Source organism: Flavobacterium hercynium (assembly GCF_002217285.1).
Taxonomy (GTDB): Bacteria; Bacteroidota; Bacteroidia; order Flavobacteriales; family Flavobacteriaceae; genus Flavobacterium; species Flavobacterium hercynium.
The window spans coordinates 26,041-44,054 of the sequence record NZ_MUGW01000011.1; the positions used below are offsets into that span (position 1 = coordinate 26,041).

12 protein-coding genes are annotated in these 18,014 nt (G+C 31.7%); all 12 read right to left on the reverse strand.

The features are described 5' to 3' along the window. Positions 1-261 precede the first annotated feature (261 nt). On the reverse strand, positions 262-4,932 hold the full coding sequence (locus B0A66_RS05495) for a hypothetical protein (protein ID WP_244283394.1): 4,671 nt from the start codon (positions 4,930-4,932) through the stop codon (positions 262-264). 35 nt (positions 4,933-4,967) lie between these two features. Beyond that, the gene (locus tag B0A66_RS05500) at positions 4,968-6,674 is read right to left on the reverse strand and encodes a hypothetical protein (RefSeq protein WP_244283395.1); all 1,707 of its coding nucleotides are present in this window, start codon (positions 6,672-6,674) and stop codon (positions 4,968-4,970) included. 12 nt (positions 6,675-6,686) lie between these two features. Then, on the reverse strand, positions 6,687-8,030 hold the full coding sequence (locus B0A66_RS05505) for a PKD domain-containing protein (protein WP_089048857.1): 1,344 nt from the start codon (positions 8,028-8,030) through the stop codon (positions 6,687-6,689). A gap of 61 nt (positions 8,031-8,091) precedes the next feature. Further along, complete coding sequence (locus B0A66_RS05510; RefSeq protein WP_123868215.1) at positions 8,092-9,108, reverse strand: hypothetical protein; 1,017 nt, start codon at positions 9,106-9,108, stop codon at positions 8,092-8,094. Positions 9,109-9,240: 132 nt separating this feature from the next. After that, positions 9,241-10,698 carry a hypothetical protein gene (locus tag B0A66_RS05520; RefSeq protein ID WP_089048860.1) on the reverse strand — a complete coding sequence of 486 codons (1,458 nt, stop codon included), beginning with the start codon at positions 10,696-10,698 and terminating at the stop codon, positions 9,241-9,243. A 31-nt stretch (positions 10,699-10,729) separates the two neighbouring features. Next, positions 10,730-12,085: an IPT/TIG domain-containing protein gene (locus tag B0A66_RS05525; RefSeq protein WP_089048861.1), complete on the reverse strand. Its 1,356-nt coding sequence runs from the start codon at positions 12,083-12,085 to the stop codon at positions 10,730-10,732. Positions 12,086-12,236: 151 nt separating this feature from the next. Further along, positions 12,237-12,848, reverse strand: coding sequence for a hypothetical protein (locus B0A66_RS05530; RefSeq protein WP_089048862.1), 612 nt, complete (start codon positions 12,846-12,848; stop codon positions 12,237-12,239). A 97-nt stretch (positions 12,849-12,945) separates the two neighbouring features. Then, the gene (locus B0A66_RS05535; RefSeq protein WP_089048863.1) at positions 12,946-13,275 is read right to left on the reverse strand and encodes a hypothetical protein; all 330 of its coding nucleotides are present in this window, start codon (positions 13,273-13,275) and stop codon (positions 12,946-12,948) included. Positions 13,276-13,998: 723 nt separating this feature from the next. Next, a complete protein-coding gene (locus B0A66_RS05545) occupies positions 13,999-14,325 on the reverse strand; it encodes a hypothetical protein (protein ID WP_089048865.1) in 327 nt (108 codons plus the stop codon). Between the two features lie 250 nt (positions 14,326-14,575). Next, positions 14,576-15,103 carry a hypothetical protein gene (locus B0A66_RS05550; protein ID WP_089048866.1) on the reverse strand — a complete coding sequence of 176 codons (528 nt, stop codon included), beginning with the start codon at positions 15,101-15,103 and terminating at the stop codon, positions 14,576-14,578. A 336-nt stretch (positions 15,104-15,439) separates the two neighbouring features. Beyond that, positions 15,440-15,853, reverse strand: a complete 414-nt coding sequence (locus tag B0A66_RS05555) for an SMI1/KNR4 family protein (protein ID WP_089048867.1) — start codon at positions 15,851-15,853, stop codon at positions 15,440-15,442. Positions 15,854-15,969: 116 nt separating this feature from the next. Further along, positions 15,970-16,437, reverse strand: a complete 468-nt coding sequence (locus B0A66_RS05560) for an SMI1/KNR4 family protein (protein WP_089048868.1) — start codon at positions 16,435-16,437, stop codon at positions 15,970-15,972. Positions 16,438-18,014: the final 1,577 nt, after the last annotated feature.

Genomic DNA, 18,014 nt, shown 5'->3' on the forward strand with positions numbered 1-18,014 from the left:
ACGTTTATTTGTAACAATATCAGACATAATTGCATTTTAACACAATACAAACATCTGTAATAGCAATATATTGATGAAAAGCCAGAAAACTTAACACTTAAAAAATTACAAAAAAAAGCACTGCAGTTTTAAATTTGCAATACAATAAATAGTTAGCAATTGAGAACGTACTTAACAGAAACAAAAAAGCCAATACTTTCCTTTTTAGGGTGTATTGGCTTTCTTAAATTTTCGTAACTTTTGAAATTACGGTTTTAAAACTTATCTAAAACTGTTTCTGTTTTTGAATGTATACGTAAAATCAGAGGATTTTTTATTTCCGGGTAAGTTGTACTTCATCTCAATGTCGTAATTACCATATCGCATAAACAAGAATCTACTATTCATAAAGCGTTTTGCAATCGACAAACTAGCTGCTACTCCATCAAAATAATCGTTCATAATCTGATTGTTCAGATCAACCCAATCTTCCTTGTATAATAATGGCATGTTGTATTTATAAGGGAAATTTTCCTTCGTCCAGCTATGATTAATATCATTTTCAATACTAGTCATATAATACGCGTTTAGCGGTATTGCTTTTGCCGGTACAATACCATATTCTTCTGTATTTCTATTTCTTATAGTGTAAGAATCATTTACAGGATAATCTCTATACAAAAAAGGAAATATATCTGTTCTGAAATACTCATCATTTAGTTTAGACTGAGCTGCAATCAAAGGTTTATTGTCACTATAGGTTACTCCTTGAAGATCTGCCAGATCAAAAGCTTCATCACTGTTAATGGAGTTACTCAGGAAAATAACATCGGAATACAATACCCCAAAATTGTAACTTCTTGTCGCTATCGAATTCATTTTAGAAAGATACGTTTTATATTTACTGGTAGTAAACGAATAATTAAGTCGATCAATATCACCTTCGGCTTTGGACAATGCATCTGCCTGATTTTCTTTTATTTCAATATCATTACCTTCATTATTAATACTATTTGATCTTGTACTGCTTACAGTATTATTTCTCGTAGCTGTTTTTAAGCTGCTTACAATAGAAAAATTATACTTCTTCTGCTGATCGATATTTGGCAAGTCGTAATAAATCTGATTGGAGTTTGTTTCATACGTAAAAGCAGCAGCCTTTATGTTTGAAGTGCCATCTTCATTTAATTTTACTTTGGTTTCCCATTTGCCATCATCAAACAGATAATCCTGACCTCGTTTAAGCTGTACATAACCTTTTGGATATTCTTCTTCAAAGAAATATTTCTGATCGACCACCGGATACGAATACTGTACATTATTTAACGGAATGTAATTTGGTGCACCTCCTGTTGTAAAACTTCTTTCTTCAAATTCTTTTGCAATTTGTCCATCAACTTTTATAGGCTGGAACACTCCATTTATCATTTTCTGAAAACTTACTTCTACTTGTACTTTTAATTTTTTATTAGGTGGTAAAATATCTTTAGAAACAAAATTTACTCTGTCTTTCATCGAACTCCATTCAAACACACCCGGTATTTCAGTTGCTCCATCAAAAACTTTAAATTTTTCCAGTATTATTTTATAAGTTACATCTCCCGAATCCTCAGGAATTACAAATGCTTCATTCACTTTCATAGAGAAAGCTGCTTGCGGTACTGCAAATACATCAATATCTCCTGAACCTTCTTTTGGGGTTACATCTGTAATTAATTTAATACCTCCTAACGGAGATCCGTCTTCGAACTGACATTGCTCTCCTATTTCAAATTTAAAACGGAATTTTCCTTTTATCAATCCTCCCAAAATATTCATATTCCCTGCCATATAACCCTGCATCCAAACCGGATTTGGCAATTTTGCCTGTAGCAGTACTGCTGCACCTCCCGAAATAATTGGAACTTTTAATCGTAAAAAAGATAATTTAACTCTAATACCCAGCTCACCCTGCAGATAAGCATACGATTGTCCGTTAGCATACCAGCCGTTTATTCCTACCTGATCGCCTGTATTAGAACATCTTGCCTGCTGGTAATCTTTTAGCATAATATCAAAGCCCATTCCTGCCTGAAAACGAGCATAGAACAACAAGAAACTTAAGTCTCCTGTGTCAAAATCTAAGCTGGCTCCAAACGCCATTCCTCCTCCGTTTTTCAATGAATTTTCATCACGCATGTAGTCCAGTTCTTTGACATCAACTCCCAAAATCTTTGCTACAACCGGCGGTGGTGGCGGACTTCCCGGTAAAACTGAACCTGCCATAAAATAACTGGTTGTTTTCAGGAATAGTCCTGCAACCCCTATTTTTACACCACATCGGTCATCCGGTGTTCCCAAATACATATACCAGTCCTGCGGATCTTTATGAAAAACAGCCCAGACCGCTCTTCCTCCGGGTCCTGTTCCTGATAAGAAATTACCTGGTGTGTTAATATAGGTATCCATGGTGGCGTGCAGTGAATTGTGCTCAAAGTCAAATTCGATTGCTGTTGCCATTCTGATTCCAACATCTGCAGACAGTGGGCCTGGAATTGCTTTACTGGCTTCCGGAATATATTTACTGGCAAAAGAGCCTTGAAGATCGGATTCGCTTACGCCTAAAAAACTTGATTTTGCCGTTACGTCACCAGCAACCTTTCCGATCAGATCATTGATCTTTTTCATACCCGGTATTTTAGCCATAACATTTGCTTTACCAAAAATAGCCAGTCTGTTTACTCCTCCTCTTGAGTTGAACGCTATTTCAAAACCTGCTTCGCCATCGCAAATCGTTTCTGATCCTATATGGAAATAAATTAAGGCTTTCAATCCTAAATTTATCTTTTCATCCGGTGTATAACTTAAACCCGATGTAGAAAAATCACCAATAGGAATATCTGAATTTCTTCGCATTTTATAGTATGCACCTCCTCCAAAACCGGTAATCATAAAAGGAGTTCCGGGTGTAGGCGGAAATTTTACTGCTGCATCAAAATACCAGTATCGGAATGTTTTTCTCCCAAAAATAGCTTTGGCGCGAACATTCACTATACTAGCAATATCGACTTCCAGATCTGCATTAAAACCATTTCCATATACAGGATCATCTTCCATTAAGATTAAACCTCCTTTAATGCTCAATGAGCCAAATTTGCAATCGATATTAATAGCCGACAGATCTAATCCGTCGTACCTGCATTTTTGCCTGATGCCGTCATCGTACATTTTTCCTTTTATACCAATTCTGGCGGTGGCACTTGCTCCTACAGCATCCATTAAATTGATACCAAGATCAAAATCGATTCGGGTATTGTCGCCGTCCATCGCAACGTTTATATTACCGATCGAAACAGGAAAATTACTAAACGAAACGGTGCCTGCATAACCCATATTTCGAACTGAAATTATCGGGGAAACAGTTTGCAATTGCAGATCTTCAAAAGTAATTCCTTTAAAATCAATTGCTTTATCTCCTTCTACGGCTTTATCGTCTGTTGCTTTTTTATTGGTAGCAAAGGATATCGTTCCGTTTAGGTTGGCTTTTGGCAAAAAGCGTCCTTCTACTAACGCTAATTCCACAGAACTATTGGGTAGTAGCAACGCTTTGGCTTTCCATAAATCAAATGAAATGGAGTCTTTGGTAACTACGTTTAAACGGTATTCGTTCATCGAAATAAAACCATTGTAAGCCAGACCTGCTTTAGTCGTTTTGCCACTTGCATCTTTTTCTGATTTCTTTTCCGTAGTTGGTTTACTTATTGGTAAAAGGATCTGCCCGTTTAAATTGGCCTTTACAAATGTATTGGCAGCAATCGTTACATCAATATGATCCAATGAATACGCCCAGGCTTTTTCTTTGCTTGTAACGCCCTGCTCCAGCGGAAAAACATTATCGGCATAAAATGTTCCTGAAACACCGTATCGGTCTATAATAAGATTTTGAGCTCCAACGGTTACACGCTCCTGTTTGGAAGCCGTTTCACCGGTTTGAAATTCTTTTGGTAAACCTACCCTGAAATTCTGTATAAAAATTCCTTTCCAGGATTCCTGACTTGGCATCAGCAATCCGTTTTTGAAGTAATAATCCGGAAAAGCTACACCGGGACTGTTTTTAAGATCACTTAAATCCAGTACGGCATTACTGACCATAAATTCAAAATTCCCATCATAATCTTTACCATTTCGTTTCTCTTTTAAAACAAAAGGCTGCAAATCTACATTTACTACAATATCATTCCAGTTGCCTGCCATAAAATTAAACTCTCCTCTAACTCTATTCGGAATTGGAACTTGTTTTCCGTTGTAATACGTTTTAGTAACGGTTGTTTTGGCTTCATTAACTGTTTTTGATACCGGATCTATAGGCAATATTAAGTCCCTTGAAAATTCTACTGCTCCGGAAATTTTCATTTCTTTAAATCCATCACAATCTATGGTTACATAGGTTAAATCTGCCGTAGCACCAGTGTCCATATTAAAACCACCGTATAAGGATACTTGCCATTTGTTTTCACTAAACGGAATCTCAACATTACCCAGTAATACCAATTTTGCTTCGCCAATGATACCTCCCTGATGTGATAGTTTTACATCATTTGCTCCAAAGAACAATTGCATGGGTTGCCCATTTTTATCCTTTTGTGGAATATCTACTCTGCAAAAAACAGTTAGCGTAGTATATTCAGGAGAAAAAATAGCTTTTGTAATTCCGATCGAGTACTGAACATTGCTTACCGTGTTGCGGATACCCACCGGAAGTTCTGTTAGTTCCTGATTGGAAAATTTATCTACCCAGCGGTCCGCTTTTTCAATTTTGGTTATAGTACTGGATGCCGCACTTACTTCTTTTGAAGCGGTTAGATCCTGACCATACGAAAATGAAATAGCAAATAAGAATAGTAAAAAGAATAACTGTAAATTAATTGTCTTTTTAGTCGGCGTGTAAGTAGTCATTGTTATGAATTTGAGCATAGCAGTTTCTTTTATATTTTTGGATTTTAATTTCATTAGAAAGAATATCCATAATTAAAATTCAACATTAAATCATTATTTTGAGGTCGGCCTGTTGAACTCCGAAACATCGAAATCAGACCTAATGTAAAATTGTGTTTTTGCAGCAACATATACGTGTTGTTGAACTTGATACCAAAAACGGAACTACTGGTTACGTTACTCTCCGTATTATTATAGAGTAAACCGAAATTGGTATTCATTTTATCTTTTAATAATTTTTTAGAAACTCCTACTGAAGCTCCTACAGATGAATTATCAAATTGAGACACCTGATTTTCTGTATAATTTATCGAACTGTTAAAAGATGTCTTTATCCCTGTAAAGTTGATTGTATGAGCAAGATTATAATTCTGTACGGTGCTTGCCTGTCCTCGTCTGATCACGCCTCCCTGTTGATTGGCCTGACCCGCAATACTGTAATTGAAATTTACATTTTGGTTTTTCTTTTTTCCAAAAGCGTAGGTCAGATTAAAATTGGCATTCTGAGACAATTGCCTGTAATTTAAAGTATCTGCAGGTACCACAATAGGATTATTGATAATCTCAAACTGATCCAGTCTTTTATTGGTATAAGTTGAGAAATTAGAATAACTTCCGTTGAAACTTAACTGATCTGAAATTTTATAATTCATATTCAAAGATCCTACTACACGTTTGGAATCCTGTTTTTTATCTTGTGCCAGATTATCTCTCTGATATCCCAGACTGGCAGAAAAGTTAATGTTATCCTTATAAAAAGGACGCGAAAACCGCAGTGCAATATTTTCTAAATCGTTATTAAAATACATAGCGCCTAAAGTGTAATAATTGGGATCGATACGTTCGTATGTTAGTCCTAATTTGCTTTTTTGAATGGCATAATCGAAATTGACATTCAATGCATTTAAATATTCGGTGTTTTCCTTTGCCGAAAAAATTTTATCACGAAAATTTCCTCCTGCTCTGTAATTGGCACGGGAATCTTCAGTGACTACAGACATGGCATATTCCACATCAAAAGTTAAATTACTTAATAACGATGTATTAAAAGTTAAACTGTTTACCCAGTTTTCTTTTGGTGTTACGCCTTTCTCTTCTCCTACAAACTGCAGCGAATTTGCATTGTCTTTGGCATAAAAACCAATCCACCCAATTTTATACTTTTCTTTTTCGAAACTCGTTTTTACACCATATCCATAACGCTCGTATACCGGAACGCCGCCTAAAGCTTCGTCTTCTGCGACTGCTTTAAATATTTGTCCTCCCATCAAGCTCACTTTAAAAGGTCCTCTTGGTGTTAGTTCCAGACCAATTCCCTTAAACGGAATGCCGCTTAAGGTATAAGGAGAAAAAGTCATACTCGCATTCCCAATATAGGCTTTGATCCATTTGTATTTTGGCATTATACAAATTCGGTTAAAATCAAAAGGTGCTGTGTAACCTAAATTCTCTCCCTGATTCGTAATACTGTAAAAAACAGGTACGCTAAAGCTGAAAGCTGAAAAATTTAAACTTCCCGACAGCAAGTACGTAAAAGGCTCACGAGAACTGTCCTGATTCGAATCGTAAAATACGGTATTGGCATTTAATGCTCCACTTACTTTAAAATTAGGCTTGTAAACATTTTCTAAATCAACATCTTGTGCGTAGGCGTTTTTACTTAGTAAACAGACAAAAACAACAAACACCCAAAATAAATTCTTTTTATTTTCTATTATCATTAGTAAGCGACCTTATTGTTTTTGTACTTTGATGTCACATAAAATATAGGACTCCGTTCCGTTTTTGACCATTTCTTTTATTTTAATGGCGCCTTTTCGTCCATCTTGTGTTTTAAACAAAATGATACGTGGATACGTATTGCCAAATTCTTGTGCTCCTGCCGCACTATAATTTATATTTAATCCTTTTAGGGGATTATCATTTACCATGGCATCAAATTGGGCTTCTGTAAAATTCAAACCACAATTGCATAAATTTTGTGAATTGATAAAGACTGTATTTTGTGCATTTTTCAAGGGCAGAAAACCAAAATTACCTGCCTGATCCGGCGAAATGAACTTGTTTGAACCAAAATTGCTGTTTAAACCCTGAAAAACGATATCGATCAAAGGACTGTTTTGCGCTGTAATTTCATTGGCTTTATACACCAATCTCGTTGTCGTCGAAAACATCGCGCCTACACTATTCGTAGTATGCGCTGCATTTATTCCTAACTGCACATCGGTAAGAACACGTAGATTGGTATCGGGTAAAACTGTTATTGATGTGGTGGAAATATGACTTGTTTTATCGTTAAAAACTTCCAGCGTAACCTGATGCTCTCCCACTGTAGAGAAAGTCACAACCGGATTTTCTACTGTTGAAGTGGCAGGTGAACCGCCCTCAAATGTCCATTTATAAGTTGTAGCACTTATTGATTTGTTTATGAAATTAATTACAACCGGATTTTGATAATCATCGTCTTCAAATTTTGATTCATATACAAAGGCACTCACCAGATAAGGCGCTACATTGATGGTCTGAATTTGTTTTTCTGACTCAAATCCGTTAGAAACTGTTAGGGTAATTATATGTTCTCCCGGTGTTGTAAAAACTACATTAGGCGGTGTTTTTCCGGTAAAAGAAGCTGGTATTCCGTCCTGAAAATCCCACTGAAAGGTTAAACCTTCTCCGGGTGTTGTATTAGTAAGTACTACCTCAACTGGTGAAAAAGTACTTTTTATAATTTCATGCTTAAACTGAATGTGAATTCCCTCTTTTATTTCAATTGTTTTGCTAATGTCACGGATTTCTCCGTCTACATTGGTAAGGTGCAGTTTAATAGCATAGGTACCTTGTTTTTCATACAAGATCTCCCCCGGATTTTTTTCCGAGGATGTTGCAGGACTTCCACCTTCAAATTCCCATTGATAGGTATCAGCACCGGTAACCTGATTGTCGATTTTTATGATAACAGGAACCGATTCATCAGCGTTTACATACGAAGTCGTAAAATCGCCTTCTATCAAAATAGAAGTTTCCTGATAACATGATGTAATAACAATAAATAATAATAAAAGTAAAGTTTTCTTCATTCAGTATTTTTTTAAACACTACAACTTCTTTAAGGTTGTAGTGTTTTATCTTAGACAGTTTTTATTTACCTAATGCATCAAATTTAGATTGATAATCTGAAATTTTAATTAACAAGTCACTTGTTGCCAGATACATCACGTTTCCTTTAAACTTTAAGCCTGTAACAGTTTTGAAATTGGTATAATATTGTCTATTATCTTTTCTAATTTTAACACTCCAATCCTTATAAAGGGATAAATCATTATTTTGAAGATTCAATTTATAGATTCCTTTTTCTGAAACGACAACATGTAAATTATTATTTGCATCAAAAGCCAGATCCTTATATACATTCACACCTGGTGTCGAAATCAATGTTGTTACTGTCCATTTATTATTCAAAAATTCTAATTTCCTGATATAAGAAATTCCATCAGAAGTGCCATTACTTTTATAATTGTTATCAATTAAATAGAAAATGTTTTTATGAAAAAGTATCTTTGTAATACCCCCAAATCCTGCCTCTAATCCATCACCATCCTTTATTTCTTCCTTTCCTGAACCTGCAATAAAAACATCAGTACCTAACTCAGGGATAATACGTTTTATATTATTGCTTGTATAATCAAAAACAAAATAGGAACCATCATTGGCATTACAAATAATTCCAAGTCTAGCTAATTTCGCAAAAGGAGAGCTTTCAGCCTGCATCACATAAAATGGATTTAACTGTTGAAAATTATTCTCAAATCGAAATATTTTATCTGAATCATTAGTCTTATTTGGCGAAATCAACAAAAGTTCTCCACTTTGAGAAAACACTAACTTAGGAAAAGTAAAATCTAAAGTTTTAAGTACTGTTGTTTTTCCTTCTGCATCAATTTGCTCAATATAAGGATATATTCTATCAGATTTAATGTTTACATTATAAACCAAATTATCAGTCGTTATAACAAAATCACCTTGATTTTCAGCTATAAAGTCAGTTTGTATTTCTTCTTTATCTACAATGTTCACTGACTCATTGTCTGAGCTGGAACAGCTATTCAGTATTAAAAAAAGTTGCAATGCTACTATTGTTAAAATTCTTGTTTTCATTTTTATTCTTTTTATTCTTTTTATTCTTTTTATTCTTTTTATTCTTTTTATTCTTTTTATTCTTTTTATTCTTTTTATTCTTTTTATTCTTTTTATTCTTTTTATTCTTTTTATTCTTTTTATTCTTTTTTATTACTTATTACAATTGCTTTTGTAATCTTCTAAAACTTTAATCAATCCTTCTAACGTTTTAAAATCATGCTTTTCAAATACAACTGCATCGCATTTCAGATACTCGCTTACATTTTTCTTTAACTTACCATTACTTACTTTAGTAGTAAAAAGACCGTTTTCCTGAGCTTTTATTTTTAGTATTAATTCTTCTAAATTGTTTGGAGAAGCTAAAACCATAAGACCATTATCTTCATGCAAAATCTTGTAAAAAACTGCATTATCACCATTTAAAGCTCTTATTCCTGAAGACAATATACTTCCGCCTTTAGCAGTTAAACCAATAAAACATTCTTTACTTTCCTCTGTACAAAAACGAATTCCTGATTTTGCGAGATAAATATTTTTATTATCTGTCTGATACAATTTCTGACCCGGAACAAAAGTGTTGTTTCCATTTATTTTTTCAGAAGCGATTTGTTCAAATTCTATCTTAAAAACGCCTGCTGTTTTTTCTCCCTTTTCATTAACAACAAATCCCTTTTTATCATAAATATTTACTGACTTTAATTTATCAGCTTCATACCTTTCCTGATTCAATTTTGCCTGCTCTTGTTTTTGCTGCATGTTCTGAGCTCTAATTCTGTTTTCGATCTCCATGCCTTGATGTTGCAATGTGTAACCTTCTCCTATCAAAGCTCTTACTATATTCATGGCGGTTATATCTTTGCTCATTTTATAACCTATGGGATTACCACTGTTATCAAATGGTACTTTGAATATCCTTCTGTCAGCAGTGATTAATTCCTGATTCAAAAAACTATTATAATCTAACATTGTACCTCCTCTTGCGAACCAGGTTGCTGTAAGATAATTGTCTAAATCTAGAATTTCGTATTGCACTTCTCCATTATTAGAAGGTGATGTCATTTTTACATATCCGATTCTTTTATCATTTGGATCCGGATTTTGTGCTTTTATACTGTAAATTGTACCTGCATCATCAATCGTTAATTTATACGCATTTATAGCATTATTTATCTGGTCTTTTTCATTTTGCTCTGCTAATAATTTGGCAGAAACACCCGTTGCCTCTCCATTAATAAAGCTTTCCGTTAGTGCTGCATTTAAACCATCTGCACTCAAATATTGATGCTCCACCAATGCCGCTATAACACTTTTCTCATTATTAAAAGGATTAAACTTTCCAAGCGTAAAAGCAATTTCATTGAATTTCGCTGTTCCTTCATTTTTTAACAGCATAATAGGAATAGCAGGAACCGGTAATACTTGCTTTAACTCAACAATAAGACTGTAACTTTTTTCTAAATTCGAGATTTTAAAATTTGGCTTTTTCCCTTCGACATACCCAATTGTTTTGTTATCGAGTTTGATCTCTCCTTTGCTTATCTTGATTTTTTGAGCAAAACTGCCCACACTTAATAGCAATACCAGTAAGACTAAAATATTTTTTTTCATGTTTTTTATTCTGTACTCCTGAAGAAGATTTTTATTTTAAATAACGCTTGATAATTTTATCTGTAGAAATTGCCCAAACCACATTGTTTTTATACGAAATAGCTTTAATTGGCTGGTCATGAGTGTAATCAAGTGTCCAGGTAGCAGCTCCATCTACAGTTTTGTATATTTTATTTTCAGCAATTGCCCAACCTGTATTAGCATCTTTAAAGGTAAACTTTGTAAAAAATTGCTGGTTATAAATCTGCTCCCAAGAATCACCTCCATTAGCTGTTTTAAATAACTTAGTCTCTATTTTAGTATTATCATTATACTTATCAATTAAAAGAAAACCATTGGTTTTGTCAACAAAATATATTTCTTTGGCTAAACATCTGTTTACTTCATCAATAAACGGATACTCTTTCCAACCATCTGTTGTATTATTTTTAAACAAAATGAAAGGCCTATCATCTAAGAGATTATCATTTCTACCCTTCATCCTTTTAGAACCAATGACCCACATATGATCGTTATCAATTTGGGTGCTTAGAGAAAGAGAAAAAACATCACTTTCTGTTATATTTACTTCATACGCTTTTCTAAAATTAATACCGTCATTGGTTGTATAAACTTTTCCTTTATACGTAACACACGTTCCATTTTTCATTTCGTCATCAACATACGTGGCTTTAAATACACTAACTTTTTGATTATCTTCAAATTTGGCAAATTCATCAAATCCTAAATATCCCTCTTTTGATATTTTTGAAAATGCAAAACTTCTATCTGCCCATCCTTCATCATTCGCCGTAACATAAAAACCTCCTCTTAAAGTATTGTGAGCCCATAGAATCCAAGTAATACCTCCATCAAGTGTTCTATATATGCTAGTTCCCTCCGACGTATTCGTATCTATCGAATAATATAATTTACTTTCACTTAATTGTTGAATTCTGTGAATCCCTAAATCATTTATTAAAGAAGTATTTTCCATAGTAAACCAATCTGAAGTAGACGGTTTTGGTAAAATTCCAATAGCACCCTTATAATCGTTCTTAACTTCATTTATCACTTTTTTGTCAGCTATTGTTAGAGCAAATTTTGGCAAAACTTTCTCTGAATTAGGTAATATAAAAGTAATTTCTTTTGTTGTTGCTGAGATAATTGTAGCATTAACTTCATCAAAAGTTATTTTGATTTCGCTAATTTTATCTGATAAGTTTTCACCACTTAGCGTAATGGTTTCTCCTATTTCTCCTGAGTTTTTTGAAAAAGAAGTTATTTTTGGCGTTTTAACTACCACAGGTTCTGGTGTAGGAACTGAATCGCTTCCTGAATCTGAACTGCAAGCTCCCAGCATTAAAAAAAGTTGTAGTACTACCAGTAATGTAATTTTGTTTTTCATTTTATTCTTTATTTATATTCTTTTGTTTTTTTCAACGTTCTCGTTCTTGTCCTTTTGTGTAAACTTATTTCAGGACAAGACAAGGAATTATATTTCAAGTTGTTTTAATGATATCATTAACCAGCTAAATCATAATAATACAAGCTTTATTTTATTTATTAAGACTAACTTCGATTTTAGATATATATTCTGCATTTGTATCTAAGGCGTCTTGTTTCAATCTTAGAATATCTTCTATATTAGCCTCAGTTCTATCAGTATAAAATTTTATAGCACTTTTAATTTCAACATTCTCTAATAATTTTAAAATATCGATCTTAACAATATTTTTTCTAAAACTTCCAATTACAATTTCTTTCCAATATAATGCATCATTTAAAACCTCCTCTACTTTCAATTCTTCAAAATTATCAGATTTAAAAAAATATGGTGTTGCCACTACGGTTCTATTATTATACTCTATATTCATAAAAAAGTTGAGCTCTGCTTTCACCACAACAATGTCCTTTCCATAATTGTTATATTTTGAAATTATGTTTAAATTAAAATAACTAGAATCATCTCCTTCATCAACAATATAAATTGCATATAAATTAAATATATTAAAATATTCAAAAAAGGATTTTGTGAAATCGGTATCAAATACTTCAATAAATACATCGTATTTACTACCATTTCTACAATTAGTCTCTACAAAAGGAATATCATAAGATTCTGTAACAAATCTTTGAGATATTATATTATAGTTTCTTACTCTGTCCATATAAAGTGTTCGTGAAGTTTATTGTCTTCTTAATTTCTATCACCAAATCCGATACATCACCATACCACTGCAACATTAAAAAGTTAACATATAGTACTTAATTATTATTTTTAAACTCCATTTTTTTATATGAGATAACAATTTCATTTTTATTCTCATAATCTTTTATATCTCTACTTATTAATAAATAATTATATTCCTCTGGATCTAGTTTAATTCTTTTTAATTCAAGAGCCATTCCTAATGTGCCACTGTCAGAAACGAAAGAAATAATATGTCCTATCATACCTAAATCAAAAACAATTGCACATCCACTAAATTTAAGTATACAATCATCTTCAAAAGAAATCATTAAGGTTTGTTCAAAGAAATTATTATAAATTCCAGTTACTTTTTTATTCAAAATTCTTTCACTAATATTAATCATCACTCTAAATATTTTATAACTTTTAAAACTAGTTCTTGATTCTTTAAAAATTTACAAGCATTATGAAAAATTACATTTTAAAACCACGATTTTTTTCTCATTAATAATTGCAATTCTAATTCTGTAACATTACCTTGTAATACTAACATCCCCAGCGGCACAAACGTCTCCCTCATTAACACAACCTTTGCATAAACTTATTTTAGAATAAAACCTTATCATTTTATATACTTTAAATAATGTTTTAAAACAAACAATGGAAAAAAAGCAATAAAAACAGGCACAAACATAGAGCTAAATGAATCATCAACGTTTAATGTAATTGATTCTAAAAATGCTAAAACAAAATATGAGATAAAAGGAATTATAAAATAATGTCTTTTATTATCTTCATTATCAAAATAGATAAATGATGAAAACGTGAATAAAACAGTATAAAAAATTAAATTAAACATAAACATCATGATTCTAATCATTAGCGAATTTGTTACTCCTTCAAAATTTGACCACGTAAAAAATAACAATAAAAAGAAGCCTATAAAATAATTAGATACTAACAACATTTTAGTCTTGCAAGAGACATACATCATTAGAATTAAAAAAATTATTTGAAAAATATAATTTAGCATATTTTTAGTTATTATAAAGCCAGAATTACGTCTGAGAAATTAACCTCTCTTAAGCGAACATATCACAAGCAACGTAGGCATTCGTAAAATTATATCATTTATGTTTTTTATTGTTTCTATGTTCTCCTTTTAAATCTCCCATATTACCTGTAAAATGATTATTATTCATGCTCTTGTTAAAATTTTCATTTTGTATTTTCTTTTCATCAGAGCTCATCGATTCAAAATTATCCTTTTCAATTTTTCTTAACAGTTCAATACGCTTATTATAAACTTCTAATTTTTGTTCTGCGCTTAAAGTATTAGAAAATTCAATCCAAGTAATCAAATTAGCATTATCTTCAGTCATTTGAGCTAATAAGACTGATTCTATTTCCGACACTTCTACTTTAGGAAATGTATTTATATCTAATGTTTTCATTTTAAACAACTTAATATTTAATTCTAAATTTATAATCTTTAAAATAAATCTCTTCTAAAACAAAAAAACTTGATTTTATACTCAGACCAATTAGTAAATTATATTTTTTTCTATTTCAATGAATCTAAATTTTATCTTCTATTTAGAATAAAACTTCCATCATATTCATGAGAGAGACACTCGCGTCAGCGAGGGGGCTGCTCCTTCAATATAGTCATCTAAATTAACAAGTCTAGGTAGCATTAACACTTTACTTTTCATCATATTCAAAAGGCTTTTTTGAAAATAATTCTAATAATAAACTATAATCTTCAAATAACTTTTCTAGTGAGTATTTTTTATACAATGAAGTAAATTTTATTTGATTTATTAGATTCTCAAAAGTTTCAAGTGGAATGTGAATTTTTATTCCTCTTGAGCTTCTAGTATATAGTAATAATTCTTTTTCACTATACAACAAATAATAAATACGAAATAGTATTTTGCTTTCTTGACTAAGAGATAAATATTCCCGAAAAAATTCTTGCTCATTAATACTTTCAAAAAAACACAATAAATTTTCTAAAAAGAAAATAATTTGTGTTTCATATTCAATTTCTAAAGAAAATCCACCAAATTTAGTATCTATTAAATAAGATTGCTTTTTATCTTGAAACTTCTCTCGATCAGTCATTGATTGCCAACTCTTATATTTATCAATCATCTCGATGAACATAATTTCGTCGGTATTTATGTTTTCTTTTCTATAAATTTCAAGAATATTTTTCAAATTATGCATAATATTTATTTTTCTATTATTGTAAAAACTTTTCCACGCGCCGCTGGATAAAATTCAAATTGATGCTCATACACATTTAAAAGTATTTCCCCCGCTTTCGCGAGCGTCTCGCTAGTGACCACAACTTTTGCCTAAACTTATTTTTGGCTAGAAAAAGATTTTTTGCAACTCCATATTCAGACCAATTAGTAAATCATCTTTTCTCTATTTCAATGAACGTATATCTTATTTTCTATTTAGCATATATTAAGCTCTCTTTATTAAAAAGAAAGATACCTTATCACTTAACTTTATCTGTATTTATTCTTTGCATATCCAAAATACTACCAGCTATATCTACTCCATCAGCATTTTTTCTCTGATATACTCTCTAAATGTTTTTCCTGTATAATGAAGCTCATTTGAATCGTGCCAAAATTCAATAACTTCATCTTTATTACATAATATATCAAATCCGGCAAAATCACCTGAATAATTATCACCAAATAGCTTAATATTATCGGATAAATCATAGATATCTTCCAATCCTAAATCATTAAAATCAAATAAGTCTTTCATTACCTTAAACTGTGATTCCATTATATTCCCTGAACCTACTTCTAATAAATATTCAAAAAAATCATTAGGTAGATTTGGATAACTTTCCTTTAAACTATTAATTTCGGGAACACTACTTCTAATTTTATTATTAATTAAGTTATCTTGATTTTCATTTTCCTTTAGAAAATTCAATTCTTTTTCAAAACTCATAATAAAATATTTAATATGTTATTTAAACAATTCCCTAAATCCTGTCGCAAATATCTTACTTGTGAAAGATACAGGAGCAGAGAGCAAAACATTTACTTTAATAGATAAGCTGTTCTTTATGACATTTCATCTAATTCAAAATAATGTCCCTCATCATCAAATCGATTCAAAAACTCACTAAGAGAATCAGCTATTTTTATGTCAAAATAATATATCGCATTTTTATCTTGATCATTTCTTTTATTAATTAATAGATAATTTCCATCATTAATTTCAAAGAAAATTAATTTGTCTTTATAAAAATCAGCTTTGAATAATTCTAAATCTGGGTCAAACTCGTAAAAATCTTCTCTTAAATTAATTTGTTTTACTTGCAATGGAGAAAGCAATCTGTCTATTGAATCTAATTTTTTGTAAAAAAAACCATAGCCTACTTCTTCATAAAATAATTTTAATTCAAGTGGTAATTGGATTGAAATTTCTGTTTCTCTAATATTTTCAAACTTCACTTTATAAAAGTTATGTTTCAAATTATTTTCTTGATTTTTATTTTCAATTATATATTTTTTAAATTTTTCAAACATTTTTACTTTTTTTAATTGTTATTTAAATAATTCTCTACTTGGCGATCCTGCTCCATGTATACCTCCTTGATGCTCATCAGGAAACTTTGCTGGATGCATATTCCACCATTCGTGAGGTCCTTCAAATTGATTTTCAATAATATGATGAGCATCATAGGGAGTGCCTATTGCTCGTACAACATCTCCATTCTTATCTAAAACTTCTTCTGTATATCTTGGCCATTTCTGCCCAGTTTCACGTTCCCAATCCTCTATACATTTATTCTTAACCTTTGATGTGAATTTTTTTCTATGTTTTGTCACTTCAGCCGGAGAAAGTTTTTTATATTCTTTAGCTCTCAACGCCTCTTTTAATTTGTCAACTTGTACCTGTAACACTTGCCTGCCTGTAATATCTTGAATATGTGCGAAATATCGCTTTGCAGTGCCCCAATCATATTTACCAACTAGCTCTACTGCATTCTTAACCTTCTTAATATTCTCAACTAATTTCTCAGATAGCTCAGGTAATTTTGTAATAAGCGCACCACCAACAATAGCACTCTTTACAGATGTTACAACACCTCTTGAATATAAATGTCCTTTTTTACCTTCATCAGTTTGATCTTTTGCTATCGCTGCCCATTCGTCATTTGTATTACCGCTTAGCATTTGAGCAAAAATTGGTATAATACCAGCAGGCTCATCTTTAACTACATCTTTTAGCTTAACAAGCCCCGCGTGCATTTCAGTTCTTGCTTTTTCATCAGTAGACAAGTCATAAATCATCGAACATAGGCTTGTAATATCTGTCACAACCGTTGCACCACTTTCTATTGTTCCGGTAACAAGTCCTGGTGCGTGAACAACTGTAATTGGTTTTGAACTAGCCAAATATGTCGGTTCTTCTATCTCAGCACTTTTCAGAAAAGTAGTTGTTAAGCCTATTAACTCTGAAGAAATTTTATAAAAGGAAGCTTTATTGTCTAAAGCAATCTTTTCTCCGTCTGCAAATTCTTCTGAATCTTTATTCAAATCTACACCCGCTTTAATTGGCGTTAAATCTGCTTTTACTACTTTATACTTTTGAAAAAATGTATTGGCTTTTTCTTTAATCTCCTTTGAAAGCTTTTTTAAATCTGCTGTTTTTCCATTTGCAATAGATAATTGTTTCCAAAAACCTAATGCTTTATATTGTATAACGCCATTATTGCTAATTTCATAACGGATTTTAACATCTGAATCTTCTGTCCAGTTTCCATTGTTAATTTGTTCATCGCTTAACGGATTTTCTACTTTTTCAACTTGATTATTGATGAAGCGGTACACTTCATTATTATAGAAAAATTCAACTGACTGATTTTTTCTGGCTGCTGTTGCCAAAGCCGGTAAAATAAAATTAGCTTTATTATCATCGTAACATGCTGAAATTTCTTCTGCAATTTCTTTTTCTGTTTTTGCAGAAACTTTTTTATCAGCACTACAAATTTCATCAGAAGCATATTTGACGTTACATTCAACTAATTGATTGTCGGTATGAACAACTGCCAAAAAAATACTTTTATTTGTATTAAAAGCTTTTTTGGTGCTTTCTAAAA